This window comes from Chimaeribacter arupi (assembly GCF_002858805.1).
GTDB lineage: Bacteria > Pseudomonadota > Gammaproteobacteria > Enterobacterales > Enterobacteriaceae > Chimaeribacter > Chimaeribacter arupi.
This window is the reverse complement of the sequence record NZ_PJZI01000003.1, coordinates 83,871-102,125: the sequence shown is the minus strand read 5'-3', so window position 1 is coordinate 102,125 and position 18,255 is coordinate 83,871. Positions and strand designations below refer to the sequence as shown.

The 18,255-nt window shown below is 57.4% G+C and carries 15 protein-coding genes; 1 reads left to right on the top strand and 14 read right to left on the bottom strand.

What is annotated here, in order from left to right:
* Nucleotides 1-136: 136 nt before the first annotated feature.
* Genes mukB through cmoM form a run of 4 tightly spaced genes read right to left on the bottom strand, consistent with a single transcriptional unit; the run spans nucleotide 137 to nucleotide 7,407 of the window.
* Nucleotides 137-4,585 carry a chromosome partition protein MukB gene (gene mukB / locus CYR52_RS02995; protein WP_072925740.1) on the bottom strand — a complete coding sequence of 1,483 codons (4,449 nt, stop codon included), beginning with the start codon at nucleotides 4,583-4,585 and terminating at the stop codon, nucleotides 137-139.
* On the bottom strand, nucleotides 4,582-5,316 hold the full coding sequence (gene mukE, locus CYR52_RS02990) for a chromosome partition protein MukE (protein ID WP_072925744.1): 735 nt from the start codon (nucleotides 5,314-5,316) through the stop codon (nucleotides 4,582-4,584). The genes mukB and mukE overlap by 4 nt, the downstream gene beginning before the upstream one ends.
* Nucleotides 5,297-6,619 carry a chromosome partition protein MukF gene (mukF, locus tag CYR52_RS02985; protein WP_072925747.1) on the bottom strand — a complete coding sequence of 441 codons (1,323 nt, stop codon included), beginning with the start codon at nucleotides 6,617-6,619 and terminating at the stop codon, nucleotides 5,297-5,299. Before mukF ends, mukE begins: the two co-directional genes overlap by 20 nt.
* A complete protein-coding gene (cmoM, locus tag CYR52_RS02980) occupies nucleotides 6,616-7,407 on the bottom strand; it encodes a tRNA uridine 5-oxyacetic acid(34) methyltransferase CmoM (protein ID WP_072925750.1) in 792 nt (263 codons plus the stop codon). Before cmoM ends, mukF begins: the two co-directional genes overlap by 4 nt.
* A 133-nt stretch (nucleotides 7,408-7,540) precedes the next feature.
* On the opposite strand from cmoM, the gene elyC reads away from it, so the two are divergent.
* Nucleotides 7,541-8,296, top strand: a complete 756-nt coding sequence (gene elyC / locus CYR52_RS02975; protein WP_072925752.1) for an envelope biogenesis factor ElyC — start codon at nucleotides 7,541-7,543, stop codon at nucleotides 8,294-8,296.
* 14 nt (nucleotides 8,297-8,310) lie between these two features.
* Here elyC and CYR52_RS02970 read toward each other — a convergent pair whose 3' ends face one another.
* The 10 genes from CYR52_RS02970 to ihfB form a co-directional block, all read right to left on the bottom strand.
* Nucleotides 8,311-9,204, bottom strand: coding sequence for a YcbJ family phosphotransferase (locus CYR52_RS02970; RefSeq protein ID WP_101827924.1), 894 nt, complete (start codon nucleotides 9,202-9,204; stop codon nucleotides 8,311-8,313).
* A 188-nt stretch (nucleotides 9,205-9,392) separates the two neighbouring features.
* On the bottom strand, nucleotides 9,393-10,142 hold the full coding sequence (gene kdsB / locus CYR52_RS02965; protein WP_101827923.1) for a 3-deoxy-manno-octulosonate cytidylyltransferase: 750 nt from the start codon (nucleotides 10,140-10,142) through the stop codon (nucleotides 9,393-9,395).
* Nucleotides 10,139-10,321: a Trm112 family protein gene (locus CYR52_RS02960; RefSeq protein WP_072925774.1), complete on the bottom strand. Its 183-nt coding sequence runs from the start codon at nucleotides 10,319-10,321 to the stop codon at nucleotides 10,139-10,141. The genes kdsB and CYR52_RS02960 overlap by 4 nt, the downstream gene beginning before the upstream one ends.
* Nucleotides 10,322-10,389: 68 nt before the next feature.
* Nucleotides 10,390-11,640 (bottom strand): winged helix-turn-helix domain-containing protein, encoded by a 1,251-nt coding sequence (locus CYR52_RS02955; RefSeq protein ID WP_101827922.1) that lies wholly within the window; start codon nucleotides 11,638-11,640, stop codon nucleotides 10,390-10,392.
* A gap of 90 nt (nucleotides 11,641-11,730) precedes the next feature.
* Nucleotides 11,731-11,946 carry a cold-shock protein gene (locus tag CYR52_RS02950; protein ID WP_072925779.1) on the bottom strand — a complete coding sequence of 72 codons (216 nt, stop codon included), beginning with the start codon at nucleotides 11,944-11,946 and terminating at the stop codon, nucleotides 11,731-11,733.
* A 212-nt stretch (nucleotides 11,947-12,158) separates the two neighbouring features.
* A complete protein-coding gene (gene cspE, locus CYR52_RS02945; RefSeq protein WP_072925782.1) occupies nucleotides 12,159-12,368 on the bottom strand; it encodes a transcription antiterminator/RNA stability regulator CspE in 210 nt (69 codons plus the stop codon).
* A 323-nt stretch (nucleotides 12,369-12,691) separates the two neighbouring features.
* Nucleotides 12,692-13,684, bottom strand: coding sequence for a tetraacyldisaccharide 4'-kinase (lpxK, locus tag CYR52_RS02940; protein WP_072925786.1), 993 nt, complete (start codon nucleotides 13,682-13,684; stop codon nucleotides 12,692-12,694).
* Nucleotides 13,681-15,429: a lipid A ABC transporter ATP-binding protein/permease MsbA gene (gene msbA, locus CYR52_RS02935; protein ID WP_072925788.1), complete on the bottom strand. Its 1,749-nt coding sequence runs from the start codon at nucleotides 15,427-15,429 to the stop codon at nucleotides 13,681-13,683. The genes lpxK and msbA overlap by 4 nt, the downstream gene beginning before the upstream one ends.
* Nucleotides 15,430-15,465: 36 nt before the next feature.
* The gene (locus CYR52_RS02930; RefSeq protein ID WP_101827921.1) at nucleotides 15,466-17,700 is read right to left on the bottom strand and encodes a DNA internalization-related competence protein ComEC/Rec2; all 2,235 of its coding nucleotides are present in this window, start codon (nucleotides 17,698-17,700) and stop codon (nucleotides 15,466-15,468) included.
* Between the two features lie 266 nt (nucleotides 17,701-17,966).
* Nucleotides 17,967-18,251 carry an integration host factor subunit beta gene (ihfB, locus tag CYR52_RS02925; protein WP_072925795.1) on the bottom strand — a complete coding sequence of 95 codons (285 nt, stop codon included), beginning with the start codon at nucleotides 18,249-18,251 and terminating at the stop codon, nucleotides 17,967-17,969.
* Between the last annotated feature and the right edge of the window lie 4 nt (nucleotides 18,252-18,255).

Below are 18,255 nucleotides of genomic sequence, written 5' to 3'. Positions count from 1 at the left end.
GCGGCCGCAATCAGTGAAACCGGGAAAGCGCAGCCGGCCATCTGCCGTGCCAAACAGCGTGGCAGAAAGGCACACAAATGAAAAGCCGCCCGAAGGCGGCTGGAAAGATTTATTTTTCTCAACTATTACGCGCTGCTCAGGCTTCTGCGGCCAGGCTGCGATCCGTTTCCGGTTCACCGGCGGCGAAACCACGCAGCCCCACCACATGCACATGCTCATGGTTCTGCACCACTTTACGCACCAGTTTGTAGGTGGTGCCCTTTTCAGGGCTGATGTTTTCCGGCGCAGCGATGATCAGCTGCATCTCAAGGCGGTCGCATAACTCAAACAGCGTGGCGATCGATTTGGCATCCAGACGGGCTGCCTCATCCAGGAACAGCAGGCGGCAAGGGGAGATGTCTTTGCCGCGCAGGCGGCGTGACTCCTCTTCCCAGCTCTGCACCACCATCACCAGAATGGACATCCCGGTGCCGATGGCCTCCCCGGTGGAGAGCGCCCCACTCTCTGCACGCAGCCAGCCGTCCGATCCGCGGTAGACCTCCACTTCCATTTCCAGGTAGTTGCGGTAGTCCAGCAACTCCTCGCCAATGGTTTGCGGGGTGCGCTGGCCCATGTCGATCTGCGGGTTCAGGCGCTGATAGAGTTTCGCCAGCGCTTCAGAGAAGGTCAGGCGGTTGCTGTTGAACAGATCCTGATGCTGTTCCTGCTGCTCGGAGAGCACATCCAGCAGGGTGGCATGGGCTTCACGCACATTGACGTTGAGGCGCACACTTTTCACCTGACCGAACGCCACCGCCTGCAAGCCCTGGTTCAGCATACGGATGCGGTTTTGCTCGCGCTGGATGGTTTTGCGGATGATGTTTGCCACACTCTTCGAGCTGATCGCCAGCTTCTGCTCGCGCGCCGTCAGTTCTTCCGTCAGGCGGCCCAGCTCAATCTCCATCTGTTCGATCGCTTCCACCGGATCATCGGTGCGGATGATGTCCTGGCGGATACGTTCGCGCAGATGCTGGTAGACCGCAATATAGAACTGGATTTTGCGCTCCGGCCGTTTGGGATCTTCAGAAAGGCGCAGCACATCGCGCAGGTGCTCGTTGTCTGACACTGCCAGGCGCAGCGCGCCCAGCGCCTTATCCGACATGGAGCGCAGCTCATCGGCACTCATGTACGCCAGTTCGCGACGGTGCAGGCGGCGTTCGACGCCGTTATCTTTCACCAGACGCATCACGGCGCACCAGCCCGCTTTCGCGGAAACCACCTGCTCACGCAGCTGATGGTAGTCACGCTCTACTTTACGCAGCCGTTTTTGCAGCCCGTCCATTTCGGCTTCGCAGAATGTCAGCTGTTTCTCAAGCTGGTTGCGGCGCGCGCGGTTATGGCTGAGCGCAGCGTGCAACTCATCCCGGCGCGTCCGGGCGCGGGCTTCGGCATCGGCATCGGCCTGAACGCCGATCTCCAGCAGCTCCTGCCCCAGCTCTTTCAGCATGTCGCGTTTCGCGTCATACGAACTTTTCAACGACGCCAGCACCTGGCTGTACTGGGTCAGCTGGGCCTGATGCTGACGCAGCAGGTCACGTGCGCGGCTGCGTTCCGCCTCAGCATGTTCCAGCTGCTGACGCAATTTATCATTCAGGTCAGCGTTGTCGTCCAGCATCCCGGCCGATTGGGTATAGCTGAAGTGCGCGCGGCGCTGCACCACTTCGGTCAGGGCGAAGGCCTGCTGCTTGGCCAGCCGCTGGGTATGCTGGGCGTCGGCGTAATCCGCCTTCAGTTGCTCATGCTGTTCCGGGTCGCTTTGCAGTACCGGCACCAGCGGCTCCAGGCGGGCCAGCGCCGCGCCGTGCTGTTGCAGGAAACGGGCCGCCTCCTGTGCTTCCTCCAGCTCTTCGCGGATTTCGTCCGCCCGGTCAGCCAGCGTTTCATCACACAGCAACCCCACGCGCGGCAGCAGGCGGTTCAACAGGGCAATACCCTCTTTTGCCTGCTCAAACTGCTGGCGCTGTTGCTGGTGCTGGCCCTCATAGGCGGCCAGCGCCCGCTCCAGCTCACCGCGGCGGGTAGTCAGCGCCCGGATTTCCGCTTCCGGATCATCCTCAAAGGCCACGGCCAGATGGGTACCGATAAAGCGGCTGAACGCCTGATGGGCACGCTGGATTTTCTGCACGTCAAACGAGAGCGTGGCGTAGCGTTCCGCCAGCTTTTCGCGTTCCTGATTCAACGTCTCCAGCCGGCTTTCACGGGCGGCGCGGCCAAACAGCGGCACCGACGGGAAGCGGGAGTAACGCCACTGGCGGTCAGCGACTTTCACCAGCACCGCGCGTTCCATCTCTTCCACGCCAAAGACGCTGTCATCAAAGGATTGGGGATCCCCTTCGATCAGGTAGAGATCTTCCGGGCACTCTTCCAGGCCGTTGATCTGATCGCGGATCAGCGAGAGATCCGGTACCACGATGGCATGGCGCGACGGGCCATACAGCGCGGAGAAGTACGGCGCATCCTCCAGCGTGACGTCATCATAAATTTCAGAGAGCAGCACACCGCCAAACCGCTCGGCCAGCGCCACCAGGCGCGGATCTTCCGCGCCGCCCGGTTGGCTGAGGCGCTCAATCTGCCCCTCAATCCGGCGTTTGCGTGTGGCCACTTCATCACGTTCAACGGTGGTTTCGCGCTCGCTCTCCAGCAACTGCTGCATGTACTCGGTGACCTGGGTGCTGCTCTCCAGCGCCTCACCGCTCTGCGTGGCGAGCTGGTCGAGTGCTTCCTGCGCGGCCAGCCAGACCGGCGCACGCGCCGTCAGCGCTTTGATGCGCTGCTGCAACTGCTCAGACTCCTGGCGCATCTCCATGCGGTGTTCACCGGCTTCCGCCACCGTGGCGGAGAGCGTTTCAATGCGCTCTTCCAGCTCGTCCTGCACGCCTTCCAACTCTTCCGGCTGGTAGTCACGCCCGGTACGTTTGCAGAACTCCTGCAACTGGCGCTCCGCATCCTGCTGTTCACGCAGGCGCTGCTCCAGTTCGCTCAGGCGCATCCGCAACGGCTGAACCCGCTCCGCCTGGTGCTGCTGGTTGCCCCAGTCACGCAACAGCTCGCGTGCCGTCTGCCAGGCATCACTGCGGCTGACGTCACCGGCGATATTGACCACCAGCTGGTAGGCGGTTTCGAATTGCGTATGCGCGGCCTCGGCCACGCTCATTTTCTGCTCAAGCTGTAACAGCGTCTCGGTGCTTTCCTGCTCTTTCGCGCGGAACGTCTCCAGCCACGACTCCGCGTTGCCGATCTCCAGATCCGGCAGATCGCAGAGTTCACGCGCGCGGGTCAGCGCATGTAACGCCTGCTGGTACTGGATGGCGCGGGTCTGCTGCACATCCAGCGCCTGCTGGTAATCGGCAAGCTGGCTTTTCAGCTCATCCACTTCGGCCTCGGCCGCTTCAGCACGCGCTTCATGCTCGGCATGCAGCTCGCCGGCTTCGGCCACCACCTCATTCTGTTCTTCCAGCCGGTAGGTCAGCTCGTCGAGGTCGCCCTGGTAGCGCTCGATTTTCTCCTGCTGGCGCATGGCGGTCTGCACCAGATTAAGGTGATCGCTCGCGGCCTGGTAATCCGTTTCGAGATCGGATTCGGCACCGCTGTGCTCACTCAGCTCGCGGGCCATTTCCACATGGCGGTACTGTTCGTGCGCCAGCTGTTTGCGGCCCGACAGCAACTCCTGCCGCAACGCCAGGGCGCCGTCCAGATGCACCCGGCGCTCATTGGCGTGGCGCATATAGTCCGCGGCCACGTAGGACGTCGCTTCGGTGATCAGGTGCTTGAAGAGATCGCGGTCTGACTGGGTCACGCGGATCGCTTCCAGCGTCATGCGGTTTTCACGCAGCGCGGCTTCCATGTCCTGGAACGCCTTGCGCACCCCGCTGTTCTCCGGCAACAGGTAGTCGCGCAGCGAGCGGGTAATGGTGCTGGAGATGCCGCCATACAGCGACGCCTCAATCAGGCGGTAGAATTTACTGCGATCGGATGAGGAGCGCAGGCGGCGCGGGATAATCCCCAGATCAAACATCAGGGAGTGGTAATCGGTGATGGAGTTGAACTGCTTGAACTGCACCCCTTCGATCGACTCCACCCGCTCTTTCAGCTCCTGCAGGGAGAGCACGCGTGCCTGGCGTTCACCCACGGTTTCCGTGAGGATCTGCGTCGGTTGCAGGGAAGTCGGCAGCCCCTGGATGGTAAAGGGTTTGATGTCCACTTTACGATCGCGCCCGGCGACCTGTTGCAGGCGCACGCCGACAATCACCCGCTGGTGGCGGGAGTTCACCGTGTCCAGCGCCGAATAGCAGACGCCGGCCCGCAGTTTGCCGTGCAGCCCCTTGTCACGCGAGCCGCTGGTCGCCCCGGCTTCGGTGGTATTACGGAAGTGCAGCAGCGTCAGGTCCGGGATCAGGGCGGTGACAAACGCCGCCATGGTGGTGGATTTACCGGCCCCGTTCCCGCCTGACAGCGTGGTGACCAGCTCATCAAGATCAAAGGTTCTGGCAAAAAAGCCGTTCCAGTTAACCAGTGTCAGTGAGCGAAATTTACCGCGTTCAATCATTCCTGTTCATCCTCTGCACGCACCGGCGCACTGTTGCCGGTCTGTTCGCCTTCGCTGTCGTCGGTATCATCCTGCAGTGACAGGCTGCTCTCCACCGGCATGGCTTCGCCGTCACGGATCATGCGCAGTTGCGCCTCGCGCGGGTCATCGCCGCTGCGCACATCGGCGCCAAAGCGGAACACCGCCTCCGTGATACGGAATTTGCTGTTGTCGCCGCCCATGAAATAGACCATGCCGAGGCGGCGCAGGCGGTTCAGTGACGTGCGCACCTTATCCTGCAACTTCTGGCGGTCCAGATCCGAGCCGGTCGAGCGCTGGTTCACAAATTTCAGCAGTTTGTTCTCATCCGCCAGGCTCAGCAGCTCATCATACAGCTCCTGCTGGCTGAAGATGCCCTCATGCGCCAGCCGCTCGGGGCTGAGGTAGAGGTAACAGAGGATCTTGCCGACCATCATGTCCAGCTCGGAGAGCACCGAACGCGGGATCAGGGTGGTAGAGCGCGGGCGCAGGTAGAAGAACCCTTCCGGCGCGCGGATCAGCTCCACGTTGTAGCGCAGGTAAAACTGCTCAATCTCTTCCTGGTAGTCCATCAGGAAGGCATGGTTATCCAGCTCTTCAATACCGATATGGCGGCCGCTGCGCAACTGGCTGTCGAGCGACGGAAACAGGGGATTTGCCAATGCCTGTGCCAGTTTAACCGGCATAACTGCTTCAATATTTATCGATGACATGGGCCTGCACCTTGGCTCCGTAATCATTGATTGCCTGCCATTCGGCCGGCAATCCGGTGAAATCTGCTTCGGCCACACCAAGGCGTACCGCCTGGTCGACCACGATGCGTGCCACATCAAAATGACGCGCACGCGGGTACTGTGCCAGGTAGTCACGCATGACACTACCCAGGTTAAGCGGGGTGTTCTCGTCACGGTAGACCGCCAGCGCCTGTTCAATCATGGCGGCCAGCTGCTCCCGGATTTCGTTAAATTCTTCAAACTCCAGATCAGGCGGCAGTTCGCCGGTGACCTCTTCATTGCGCAGCGCCAGCTCCTCATCACGCATGTCGAGCAGACGCTCGGCGTTGGCGTAGGTGAGCGTCCAGGGCTGGTCAAAATAGCCCTGCACCGACTGGCGCAGGCGCTGGGCAAAGACCCGGTTCTTGTCCATGTCAATCGCGGTACGGATGAACTTATGGACATGGCGGTCGTAGCCGATCCAGAGGTCAATCGCCTGCTGGCCCCAGCTGATGATGCGGTCCAGCTTGTTTTGCAGGTCAAATACCTGTTTGTCGATAAAGCTCAGATCCATTTCCAGCGGCATCGCCGCCTGGATGCGCAGCAGGTTGGCCTGCAACTTGTCACCGGCCGCCTCCAGGGTATCCTGCAACTCACGCAGCGTACCGGAGGTTTCCGACAGCAGCAGCTCACAGCTGGAGATGGCCGCGCGCCAGTCTTTGTTCAGCAGGGCGGCGATATCCTCTTTCACGCCCTGTTGTTGCTCATCCATCACCCGCTGGCTGAGATCGATGCTGTCAAACACCTCGGCGACCGAATATTTCAGCGGCGCAAACACGTCGCGGTGCCAGTGGAGCTCATCCCCGCCCTCTTCGGCGGCATCGGCGGCGCGCTTCAGCTCCTGGGCCACCATCGACAACTGCATCGAGAGCCGCAGGGTCGAGAACTCCCGCTGGCGGATGTAGTAATCCGTAATGCCGATGCCGAGCGGCGTCAGGCGGTAGATGGCGAGGCCATCCGCCTGTTCACTGGTGAAGCGGTTAATGAGCCGCTGTTTGACCATGTCGTTGATGGCGTTGTTGGCACGCACACTGATGGTTTCACTGGTCTGCTCAAAGCCGTCACTGACGTGGCGAAAGGCATCGATCAATTCGCCTTCACTCATTTCACCGTCAAGGCGTTCGCCGTTGAGGGTGGCGATAGCCAGTAAAAAGGCCAGCCGCTCCGTGGGAAGCGAAATAGCGAAGTCATTTTTCCGTGCCCAGGCGACCAGTTCGGGTACAGTCTGGGAAAATTCACTCATGATTCGTCCTTCACATTCGGTTTGTGCGCCATCACATGGATGTAACGCCCCAAACTCACAAAAGGTTCCTGCCGGCAGTAACGCTGCTCCAGCGCCAGCAGGTCAGCGAACGCTTCTGTCTGCTGCTGTTTATTTTTCAGGTAGTCATGGAATACCCGGACCCCGGTTTTGCCGCGGATCGTCATGCCCATCTCTTCCAGCCAGCGGTAAACCTCCGCCGGGATCAACGGGTAGTCCGGCGCCAGTGAGCGCTTGTTTTTGACCGGCATCCCTTCATTTACATACTCAAAATTGCCGACCACCATATGGCGCATCAGCAACCCGTGATGGTTAAAAAACATCAGTGACAGCGCGCCGCCGGGGGCCAGGCAGGCATTGAGCGCGGCCAGGGCCTGCTGCGGCTCTGCCACCCACTCCAGCACCGCATGGAACAGGATAAGATCCACCGGTTGCGTGAGATGCTGCGCAATATCCTGCACGGCGCTTTGCACACACTGCATGTTGTGGCTGACCCCTTTTGCCTGCGCCGCCTCTCTGGCGCGCTGGATCATCTCACCGGAGAGATCGCACAACAAGACCTGATGTCCTAAAGCGGCCAGTTCGCAGGCCATTTTTCCCTCACCGCCGCCTGCATCCAGAATGCGCAGGGGCCGTTGCGGCAACGTCGCCAGCAACCCGGTCAAATCCTGCCAGACAACCGCCTCGCGGATTTTGCCTTTGGTGGTGCCGTAGATATTGCGTGCAAACTTTTCAGCAATATCATCAAAATTGCGGCCGGGTATCGACATGAGGGGTAACAGGCTCCGTAACGGCTGGGGAATTTCGAACCTGCTATTTTGGCACAGGCTGACGTAGAATAAATCTTATTGCCGCGCAAACTTGCCTGGATGTCGTTTTTTCACCCAAAAGGATCGGTTTTTCATGCTTTTTGACCTGAAAAAGTTGCTGGGCGGCCTGATGATGCCGCTCTCTTTTCTGTTGCTGATGATGGGCGTGGCGCTGATTCTGCTGTGGTTTACCCGCTGGCAGCGGAGTGGAAAAGTGTTGTTTTCACTGGCCTGGCTGGTTTTACTGTTATTAAGCCTGCAACCGGTGGCTGACCGGCTGCTGCGGCCGCTGGAAAATAGCTACCCTACCTACCAGGGTCAGCAGCCGGTGACCTATATTGTGGTGCTGGGCGGCGGCTACACTTTCAACCCGGCATGGGCACCCAGTTCCAACCTGATCGGCAACAGTTTACCGCGCGTCAATGAAGGGATACGCCAATACTTGCGCCATCCGGGGGCAAAGCTGGTGTTTACCGGCGCAGCGGCCCCGACCAACCCGGTAAGCAGTGCCGCCACCGCCGCCCGGGTGGCCGAAAGCCTGGGGGTGCCGGCAGCCGATATTGTGCTGCTGGACACGCCGCGTGATACCGAGCAGGAAGCAGCACAGGTTGCCGGGCTGGTCGGCCAACAGCCTTTCCTGTTGGTGACCTCAGCTAACCATCTGCCGCGGGCGCTGGTGTTTTTCCGCGCCAGGGGGTTGCAGCCGGTTCCGGTTCCGGCCAACCAGCTTGCGATCACCTCGCCGCTTAACTGGTGGGAGCAGGCGATTCCGCAGGCGATGTACCTGTCGCACAGCGAACGGGTCTGGTATGAGGGCCTCGGCCGCGTGTGGCAGTGGCTGAAAAGCTGACGACCCCCGGTTTGTCAGTCCAGCCACGGCAACAGCTGGCGGGCAGCGTGGGAAAAATGGGCATGATCCAGGCGGCCGGTGTGCAGCAGGCGCGCGACCGCTTCCCACAGCACATACAGCCAGCGCCGCGCGACAAAGGCTTCTGAAACCGGCGCCCGTTGCAGGTAGGCAAAGAGCAGCTCGCCGGACATCCCCTCTTCACACAGGCGGAACAGGTCATATTCCCGTGGTGCCCAGAGCATAATGCCGGGGTTAACCATCGCCAGCAGCTGATCGCTGCGCGGGTCTTTCATCATGCTGCGTAAGGTCAGATTACCGTGAACCAGCACCGCATTATCATCAAAGCCCTGAAACAGGCGCGGCAGCGCGGCGCGCGAACGATAGAGCAGTTCACGATCCACATGCGTCAGCACCGGGGCCTGCACATGGCTGAGGGTCGACCACAGCACTTCTACCCGCTGCTGATACCAGTTACGCCAATTGTTTTCCTGGGTGCTGTCCACCGTTCCGACACACCGGTGGCTGTCTACGCGGTGCCAGGCCAGCAACCCCTCCACAATCTGATCTTTCAGCGTTTCCCAGCGTTGTGGGTTACGTGTTGGCACCTCAACCGGCACACCGCGCAGGCGCTCTATCAGTAACACTTCTTTATAAGGCGGCATCTGCGTCGGCATCAGCCCATAGACGGCCGGCATCCTGACGTCCCCTTCGTGAGTCAGGACAGAGAGTTTATACGCTTCCTGCCGGGCAATGCCGGCGGTCAGAAATCCCTTGGCCAGCAGCGGCACGGCATGGCCCTGCGCATCGTAGAGGCTGAACAGATGGGCATAAGGCTGCTCGCTGATACGCTCAATGCGTGACAGCGGCTCCCCCAGTACCTGACTGAGTTCGGTTTTAAGCTGATCCATGAGGCAGTGATCTCCATTGGTTGAATCAATCCATGATGGAAGTATCACCAGGCTAATTCTTCAATGTAGATCAAGATTGGCGGGATTAACCACACGGCAGCCGAAAGCCGGTAAAGGAGACAAACAAAAAAGGCAGGGAAAAGCAGCAGAGGCTGACAGGCCGGGCAAAATGCCCGGCCGCACAGGGGTCAGCCGGCAAAGGCCGCGCGGACGCGTGCCAGATCCTCAGCGGTATCGACGCCCACGGTCGGCACCGCATGGGCGACGTCGACATGGATTTTCTCGCCGTACCACAACACCCGCAGTTGCTCGAGCAATTCAATATTCTCCAGCGTACTCGGTGCCCAGGTCACATAACGGCGGATAAAACCGGCACGATAGGCATAAATCCCGATATGGCGCAGATAGTGCTCGCCAATGTGCTCACGCGACTGCGCAAACTTATCGCGATCCCAGGGGATGGTGGCCCGTGAGAAATAGAGCGCAAAGCCCTGGGCATCACGGACGACTTTAACCGCATTCGGGTTAAACGCCTCTTCTGCCGACTCAATCGGCACCGCCAGGGTCGCCATGCCTGCGGCACACCCTGCCAGGTTTTGTGCAACCTGACGGATGATGACCGGTGGGATCATCGGCTCATCACCCTGGACATTCACAATGATGTCGTCATCAGAAAAACCATAACGATCAATCACTTCAGCCAGACGTTCAGTGCCGGACTGGTGATCGGCACGGGTCAGGCAGACTTCCCCGCCCGCTGCTTCTACCGCGGCCACAACATCAGAATGATCGGTCGCGACAATGACCCGGTCAGCGCCGGACTCACGCGCACGCTCCATCACATGGACGACCATAGGTTTGCCGTGAATATCGGCCAGCGGTTTGCCGGGCAGCCGGCTGGAGCCGAAACGGGCGGGAATAATGGCAATAAAACTCATGGGTGTGTCTCGTCAGCCGGCAGCGCACGCGCTTCATTTTCCAGCAATACCGGAATACCTTCCCGGACCGGATAAGCCAGGCTATCCGCTTTGCATACCAGTTCTTGTTTTTCTTTGTTGAAATAGAGTTTGCCGTTGCAGACCGGGCACGCCACGATTTCCAATAAACGATGATCCATAATCCCTCCACGCTGGAGATGTGGTTAAAAGCTCAGGGGGCAAAGAATACCATAACCGGCAGAGAGGGTTAATCATCGTCCTGCAAGAATGCGGGCCGGGTTCCACATACCCACCCCTGCTGCCAGTGCGGCTGTAACGCCTCCGGCACCCCGCCAATACGCACCTGCGTGGCCCCATGCCATTGCGCACAGCGGGTGATGGCCTGGGTCAGATCGCGGATGCGCTGCGGCCCCAGCCGCACGCCTGGCTCCAGGTAAAACTGTTTAATCTCGAAGACCTGCGCTTTGCGATGCATTTTGGCATCGGTGCGGCCAATCAGCTCACCGCGCTGCAATACCGGCAACACAAAATAGCCATAGCGCCGTTTCTCCTGCGGCGTATAACACTCGAGACGGTAATCAAACCCAAACAGTTCCAGGGCGCGTTTGCGGTGCCAGACCACCGGATCAAACGGCGACAGCAGCGTGGTCACGCTCGGGCGCAAACGCGTTTCCTGCCGGCAAAGCGGTTGCAGGCTGTGGTGCAGGTAAAATGGCTCGCTGAACCCTGCCACACTCACCGGCACAATTTCCCCCTCATCCAGCAGCGAGGCAATACTCTCGTTGAGCGGCACGTGCTTTAGCCGGTAATAATCCGGCAACCAGTCCGGCTTAAAAATACCCAGGCTGCGGGCGCTGCGGCGTAACATCTCCCGGCGGGCCTCCGCTTCACTCAGGGTGCTGGTTTCATCACACCAACCGGGCCTGACCCGTGACGTCAGATCATACACCCGGTGAAAGTTGCGCCGTTCCGCCACCATGACCTGCCCCAGAGTAAAGAGGGTTTCCAGATGGCGTTTTTCCGGTTTCCAATCCCACCAGCCCGTGCCGCGGCCCTGCACACGGGTAAAATCCGCCGAGCGCACCGGGCCATGCTGTTCAATGTACTGCAACAGTTGCGTCATGGCCGCCTGATGTTCCTGGTGCCAGGCCGCATTGTATTTCCAGCCCATTTTATCGGGGGCCAGCATCCGGTGGCGCAGCAGGCGGAAATCGTCGGCAGGGATAAAGCAGGCCTCATGTGCCCAGTACTCAAACAGCTCACGCTGTGCCAGTGCCTCATCAAGCCAGGATGCAGGATAAGCGCCTAAACGGCTGAAAAGCACCAGATAGGGACTGCGCGCCACCACACTGATGGTGTCGATTTGCAGAAGGCCCATCGCCCGGATAGCGTCCAGCAGATGATGCCGCTGTGGCGGTGAAGCAAGGGGGTGCAATAACTGCTGCGCAGTGAGGTGTAGCGCGCGGGCGGTAGGCAGAGAGAGTGTAAAGCCTGGCATAACGATATCCATTCTTCGTGTAATAACACGGTATTGGATATCGATAGCACACTTTACGCAGCAGGTAAAATCAGGGGAAAACGCGTTGAATCAATGGAAGGCAATAACATCCGCAGCGGATAAACCGTGATTGACGCTGTGGTAACAGGTAAATTCAACCTGCTGTCCTTCCAGGAGAGATTTATTTTTAGTATTGGCAATCGACATACGGCTGACATAAAGATCGCTGCCGCCGTCATTCGGAGAAATAAAGCCATACCCTTTTGCCTGGTTGTACCATTTCACACGGCCTGTTTTTAACATCATATTTTATTTTCCTTAATTTTTGTGAGCATCCTCAGCACGCCTTAGTGGCACCGGATGCTGTTGCTCAATTGTGTCTTCAATAAATAAAACCTTTTTTGAGCTTTTAAAAAACCCGCAGTAGTGCGGGTCTAGAATTGATCAGTTTATGATGAAGGGGAATCAGCACTAGTCTGAATTTACCCGGCTATTCATCATGACTGGGAGTGTCACGCTTAAAGCGCGATAACGTTGGCTGCAGCCGGACCGCGTGGGCTGTCCTGGATGGTGTATTCAACACGCTGGCCTTCAGCCAGGGTTTTGAAACCTTCCGATGCAATAGCAGAGAAGTGAACGAACACATCTTTACCGCCATCCTGCTGCTCAATAAAACCAAAACCTTTGCTTTCATTGAACCACTTAACTTGACCCATTTTCTTGGACATCAGAATTACCTTTTAATTTTTAAATAATTTGCCCTACGGCATATACGGACTGTTTGACAGAAATATTACTGATGGGGGACAACAAGAGGGTTCATCTTTGAAAGCGGAATCGGATGACAACGTTTTGGGAGGAACTGCTGAACTTTAGCTTAACTCTGTAGTAGGTCACACATACTCATAAATAGGTCTGCATCACAGGCAGGCGGCTATTTACTCATAAAGCCCGATTGATAGCAAGTTTTTCCACACTAACAATCGGGTATTTCTGTAAAGTTATGTCTTTATGCGCTTAAGTGGCTATTATTGCTCGATAAATAATAACGCTATTTTTTACCGGATGAGGTTGCGGCTAATCCTGACAACAGTGTTAATAATTTTTCTGCCTGCGCGGCAGGAATATCGGCATTCACCGGCAGGTACCACCAGTTTTCCTGCGCAAACGCCCGGCATTTGACTGCGTCTTTCTCCGTCATCAATAAAAGCTCATCGCCGGTAGTCAGGGCAGCCAGTTGCTCAGGCTGGTAGTTCTGGTGGTCAGCAAACGCCACACAGTGATGCGGCCGGACGCCCAACGCCTCCAGCGTGGCGAAAAAGCGCGGCGGATGGCCGATGCCGGCCACAGCAACCACGCTCTTTAACTGCTCCGGCGAACGATGCTCCCCGGTAAGCAGATTGACGGCGTGCCCGGCCTGTAACGTCATGGCAATTTCACCGGACGCAGGCTGGCCGCCGTTAGTGATGACGGCATCCACGTGCTTAAGGCGGCCGGCACGCTCACGCATCGGCCCGGCCGGCAACCACCAGCCATTTCCGAAACGGCGCACACCGTCCACCACCACAATCTCCGCGTCACGTTGCAGGGCGTAATGCTGCAGGCCATCATCCGTGACAATAATATCCACCGGTTCAGAAAGCAGCGCCTGAACCGCATCACGGCGTACCGGTGCCACCGCAACCGGCGCACCGGTGCGCTGGAAAATCAGCACCGGTTCATCCCCGGCTTGCCGGGTAGAGGTTTCAGGCGTTACCCGCAGCGGGTACTGTTCCGCTTTGCCGCCATACCCGCGGGAAACCACCCCTACCCGCAGGCCACGCTGCTGGAGTTGCTCCACCAGCCAGATCACCACCGGCGTTTTACCATTGCCTCCGGCGGTGAGGTTTCCCACCACCACCACCGGCACCGGCGCCCGCCAGCTTTTACGCCAGCCCCACTGGTAACTCAGGCGAATCAGTGAGGACACGGCTCCGTAAAGCCAGGACAGCGGTAATAACAGCAGATACAGCGGTGACCGACCGGCCCAGATCTTTTCTATCATTGGCCAAACTGCATCCGGTAGAGTTGCGCATACGCCCCACCCTGTGCCAACAGCGTCGGGTGATTGCCGCGTTCAACGATACGCCCCTCTTCCACCACCAGGATCTCATCTGCGCTCTCAATGGTAGAAAGGCGGTGGGCAATCACCAGCGATGTGCGGTTCTTCTGCAATTCATCCAGGGCTTTCTGAATTGCCCGCTCAGACTCGGTGTCCAGTGCCGAGGTCGCCTCATCCAGGATCAGTACCGGTGAATCACGCAGCAATGCGCGGGCAATGGCAATACGCTGGCGTTGCCCACCCGACAGCAGCACCCCGTTCTCCCCGATAACGGTATCCAGGCCATTGTCCATTTTGCTGATGAAATCCATCGCATAGGCCATGTTCGCCGCTTTCTCAATCTGCTCACGCGAGTACAGGTTCTGGCTGGCATAGGCAATGTTATTGGCAATGGTGTCGTTAAACAGGTGTACGTTTTGCGACACCAGCGCGACCTGCCGACGCAGTGAAGACAGGGTATATTCACGCAGATCATGACCATCCATCAGAATTTCGCCCTGCTGGATATCATAGAAACGGGTCAGCAAGTTGGCGATGGTCGATTTACCGGAACCTGAACGCCCGACCAGGGCAACTGTTTTACCGGCCGGAATGTGCAGGTTGATATCACGCAGTGCCGGCGTGTCTTTGCCTGGATAACTGAACGTCACATGGCGGAATTCAATCTCTCCCACAGCACGGGTGACTTCACGGGTACCTTCGTCCTTCTCCTGATCCATGTCCAGAATGGAGAACAAAGTCTGGCAAGCGGCCATACCGCGCTGGAACTGAGCATTCACGTTAGTCAGGGATTTAAGCGGGCGCATCAGGGCGATCATGGAAGAGAAGACCACGGTAATAGTACCGGCCGTCAGGGTCTCCATCACACTCGGGAAGCTCGCTGCATAGAGGACAAATGCCAACGCCAGTGAGGCAATCAGCTGAATAATCGGGTCAGAGATGGAAGAGGCAGAGACCATTTTCATGCCCTGCTGACGCATACGGTTACTGACCTGATTAAAACGCTCTGTTTCAACCTGCTGGCCGCCGAAGATCAGCACCTCTTTGTGGCCTTTCAGCATCTGCTCTGCGCTGGTCGTCACCTGCCCCATCGTATTCTGCATATTTTTACTGATATTGCGGAAACGCTTGGAGACCAGGCGGATAGCCACAGAGACAACCGGCGCAATCACAATCAGGATGAGCGACAGCTGCCAGCTGTAATAGAACATCATGATAAACAGACCGATAATCGACGCGCCTTCACGCACAACAGTAATCAGTGCACTCGATGAGGAGGAAGCGACCTGTTCTGAGTCATAAGTAATGCGTGACAGCAGGGTACCGGTGGATTGCTGGTCAAAAAAGGAGACCGGCATGCCCATCATGTGGCTGAAAAGGCGGCGACGCATCTGCATTACCACTTTACCGGAAACCCATGAGATACAATAGCTTGAAACAAAGCTGGTGATACCCCGGACTAACATTAATCCAATCACTGCCAGCGGCATCCACAGTAAGATTGAGTTATCCGCTTTGCCGAAGCCGTCATCCAATAAGGGTTTCAGCAACGACAGCATAAACGTATCACTGGCAGCATTAAGAATCAGTGCAATGGCCGCCGCAATCAGGCCTGTTTTAAACGGTGTGATCATCGGCCAGAGGCGACGAAAGGTCTGCCAGGTGGAGAGATCTTTATCATTCATCATGCAATTAACCAGCTTCGTAAGTAATAGCGGCTCATTCTACTCATTATCCCCCTGTACGCCAAACCGCTGGTGATACCATCGGGGCAGAATTTGTTCACGGAAGCCCTTTATTTGCCAGCGATCGTGTGAAAAAAGTACGCTTATCTGCCCTGTCCGGGCTGTCTCCCACCATCCGATACGGTTTTTCTGATAGCGCAGCCTGACCTTTTTAGCGGGCAGGCGCCAGGCATTGAACCGGGAAGCAGAAACAATCGCAGCGTCAGGATTAACCGCCCGCAAAAACGGTGCAATGGAGGAGGTGTTACTGCCGTGATGAGGTACCTGAAGCAAAACAGACGCCAGCGATGGCCGCTGCTCTCTGAGCAGGGCCTGTTCCGCCTCCCGTTCGATATCGCCGGTCAACAGGATCTGATGGTACCCATCGTTGACGGCCACCACACAGGACTGATTATTACCCGCCTGCCCGGCCAGCGTTTTGGGCCACAGGGCGTGAAACATTAACCCCCGCCACTGCCAGGTTTCGCCTTGCCGACAGGGCAAACTGGGCAGTCCCTGCTGGGAAGAGCGGATTCTGGCCTGCGGAAAAGCCGCCTGTAAGGTCGCCAGCCCACCTTGATGATCTAAATGGCTATGGCTGATGATGATCTCTTCCAGCTCAACATTGCGCCAGCGTAAGAATGGCAGAATTGTTCGTTGTGCACTGTCTCCCCCTTCCCAACGGTTGCCGGTATCAAAAAGTACCCCCTTCCCCTGTTTTTCAATCAACACCGCCAGGCCATGTCCGACATCAATCATATCCAGCCGCCATGTTTCAGCTGGCCGTTCCATCATATAGACCGCGATTAATAAGAGCGTCGCCAGGCCTATCGCCATATGATTCCGCACGCTTCCCAGACGCCAGGCGATGACGGCTAACCACCCTGCACCACTCCAGAACAGAGCTCGCCTGTCCAGAAAAAACCAGCCAGTTTGCAGAGAAGATAAAGGCATCAGCGCCCAACCCAGCAGGAGGTCTGCCAGAGTCCAGAGGTGCCCGGCCGGCCAGAGCCAGAATGAAACCGATAATGACAGCAACACCAAAGGGACAACCAGGCAGGACACCCAGGGCACCGCCCATAGGTTTGCTGCCAGTGATGCGGCGTTAAACCCGCCAAAGATGCCGGCCTGAAGGGGGATCAGTAAGATGAACATGCTGAATTGCAGATGGAACCAGCGCACCCCTACGCCGCGCCAGCCGGTTGCATAGCGGTGCGGTAACGGGCACCAGTGATACCAGAATAGGAGTGCGCTCACCGCAAAACATGAGAGCCAGAAACTGTCAGAAAGCACCAGCAACGGGTCAAACAGCAGCATCAGAGCCATACACCATAGCCCAACCTGCCAGCTGCTGCACCTGACAGAAAATAGCCGCAGGGCCAGCCATACCCCCAGCGCAAGCCCGCTTCTTACGGCGGGTGGGTTCGCCCCCGATAACCCAACATACAGCAGCGCAACCAGGCCGCTCAGTATTAGTGGGAAACTATAGCCTATCCATTTTACCGGCAGAAAAAATTGTATTGCCCGCGCCAGCCACCAGCCAAACAGGGCGGCGACAGCAATGTGTAACCCAGAGATGGCCATTAAATGCGCCACACCGGTTTGTTGCAGCAATCGCCGGGTTTCTGTATCAAGGAAACGGCTTTCCCCGAAAGCCAGCGCCAACAAAATGGCATGATGCCGGGTCTTCGGCATATGGCGCTGGATATAGCTGATAAATTGCTGGCGATAGCTGCATTCGGTCACCACCGGTATCGCATTAAGGACTTTTCCCTCTAAAGGCCGGTGATTAGCGATTGCCCAGCGTTGACTGTCAAACCCACCCTCATTCAACTGACTGTGTACCGGCCGTAATGCCATGTTTAATTGCCAACGCTGCCCGGCGCATCGTGCAGTTTCTGCCTGAGGCCAGAATGCGGTGACCGTCATCGGCGGGAATAGCCATTTCCCTTCAGCCTTTTGTATCCTGATGGTTGTCCGGTCATTTTGCTGATCAGGCAGGGTAATGGCTGTTACTACGCCTTCAATATCCACATGACGCCGGGAAAGCGTTTCTATCTGCGTTAAGGCAGCGAGGGCATGTATCAGCGCCCATGCCATTGCCAGCAGTACTATCGCCAGCCATGCGGTTGCCGTCACCCGGTAAAAACGCCCGCCATGATCAGCAGCAATGCACCAGCCCAGGATGACGGCAATTCCGGCAAGCACATCAATGGCAAGGTGCCAATGACCCATGCTGAGGCAAGATGAGATAGAGAGAGTTTAATCGCGACGCCCGCCCGTAAAAAATTGTTCAGGTAAGCAGTGTGCAGCGGAGTGAAAAGCGGCGGTAAACAGAGAAAAAAGGATTACGAGGCAGGTGCGAAAGAAAGTGCAGTGTTGCAGAAAAGAGCAGACAGAGTGGAATCCGTCTCCCAATCCGGCTGTTTTACCCATAAAAAAACGGTGCCGTCAGGCACCGTTTTATCATCTCTAAGGCAATAACACTATGCCTTGCTATATCAGGCATAAATGTTCGCGCGATCGCGTAGCTCTTTACCCGGTTTAAAGTGAGGAACATATTTGCCGTCCAACTCAACTTTATCGCCGGTTTTTGGGTTACGCCCAACGCGCGGAGCACGGTAGTGAAGTGAAAAACTGCCGAATCCGCGAATTTCAATGCGTTCACCTTCAGCCAGCGTACCGGCCATATGTTCAAGCATTTCTTTCACCGCATCTTCAACGGCTTTCGCCGGAATATGAGATTGCTGGCCAGCAAGTCTTTCAATGAGTTCAGACTTGGTCATAGTT

Excerpts from the sequence above, each read along its gene's own strand:
- mukB (WP_072925740.1), bottom strand. The coding sequence starts at position 4,585 with ATGATTGAACGCGGTAAATTTCGCTCACTGACACTGGTTAACTGGAAC.
- mukE (WP_072925744.1), bottom strand. The coding sequence starts at position 5,316 with ATGTCATCGATAAATATTGAAGCAGTTATGCCGGTTAAACTGGCACAG.
- mukF (WP_072925747.1), bottom strand. The coding sequence starts at position 6,619 with ATGAGTGAATTTTCCCAGACTGTACCCGAACTGGTCGCCTGGGCACGG.
- cmoM (WP_072925750.1), bottom strand. The coding sequence starts at position 7,407 with ATGTCGATACCCGGCCGCAATTTTGATGATATTGCTGAAAAGTTTGCA.
- elyC (WP_072925752.1), top strand. The coding sequence starts at position 7,541 with ATGCTTTTTGACCTGAAAAAGTTGCTGGGCGGCCTGATGATGCCGCTC.
- CYR52_RS02970 (WP_101827924.1), bottom strand. The coding sequence starts at position 9,204 with ATGGATCAGCTTAAAACCGAACTCAGTCAGGTACTGGGGGAGCCGCTG.
- kdsB (WP_101827923.1), bottom strand. The coding sequence starts at position 10,142 with ATGAGTTTTATTGCCATTATTCCCGCCCGTTTCGGCTCCAGCCGGCTG.
- CYR52_RS02960 (WP_072925774.1), bottom strand. The coding sequence starts at position 10,321 with ATGGATCATCGTTTATTGGAAATCGTGGCGTGCCCGGTCTGCAACGGC.
- CYR52_RS02955 (WP_101827922.1), bottom strand. The coding sequence starts at position 11,640 with ATGCCAGGCTTTACACTCTCTCTGCCTACCGCCCGCGCGCTACACCTC.
- CYR52_RS02950 (WP_072925779.1), bottom strand. The coding sequence starts at position 11,946 with ATGATGTTAAAAACAGGCCGTGTGAAATGGTACAACCAGGCAAAAGGG.
- cspE (WP_072925782.1), bottom strand. The coding sequence starts at position 12,368 with ATGTCCAAGAAAATGGGTCAAGTTAAGTGGTTCAATGAAAGCAAAGGT.
- lpxK (WP_072925786.1), bottom strand. The coding sequence starts at position 13,684 with ATGATAGAAAAGATCTGGGCCGGTCGGTCACCGCTGTATCTGCTGTTA.
- msbA (WP_072925788.1), bottom strand. The coding sequence starts at position 15,429 with ATGATGAATGATAAAGATCTCTCCACCTGGCAGACCTTTCGTCGCCTC.
- CYR52_RS02930 (WP_101827921.1), bottom strand. The coding sequence starts at position 17,700 with ATGGGTCATTGGCACCTTGCCATTGATGTGCTTGCCGGAATTGCCGTC.
- ihfB (WP_072925795.1), bottom strand. The coding sequence starts at position 18,251 with ATGACCAAGTCTGAACTCATTGAAAGACTTGCTGGCCAGCAATCTCAT.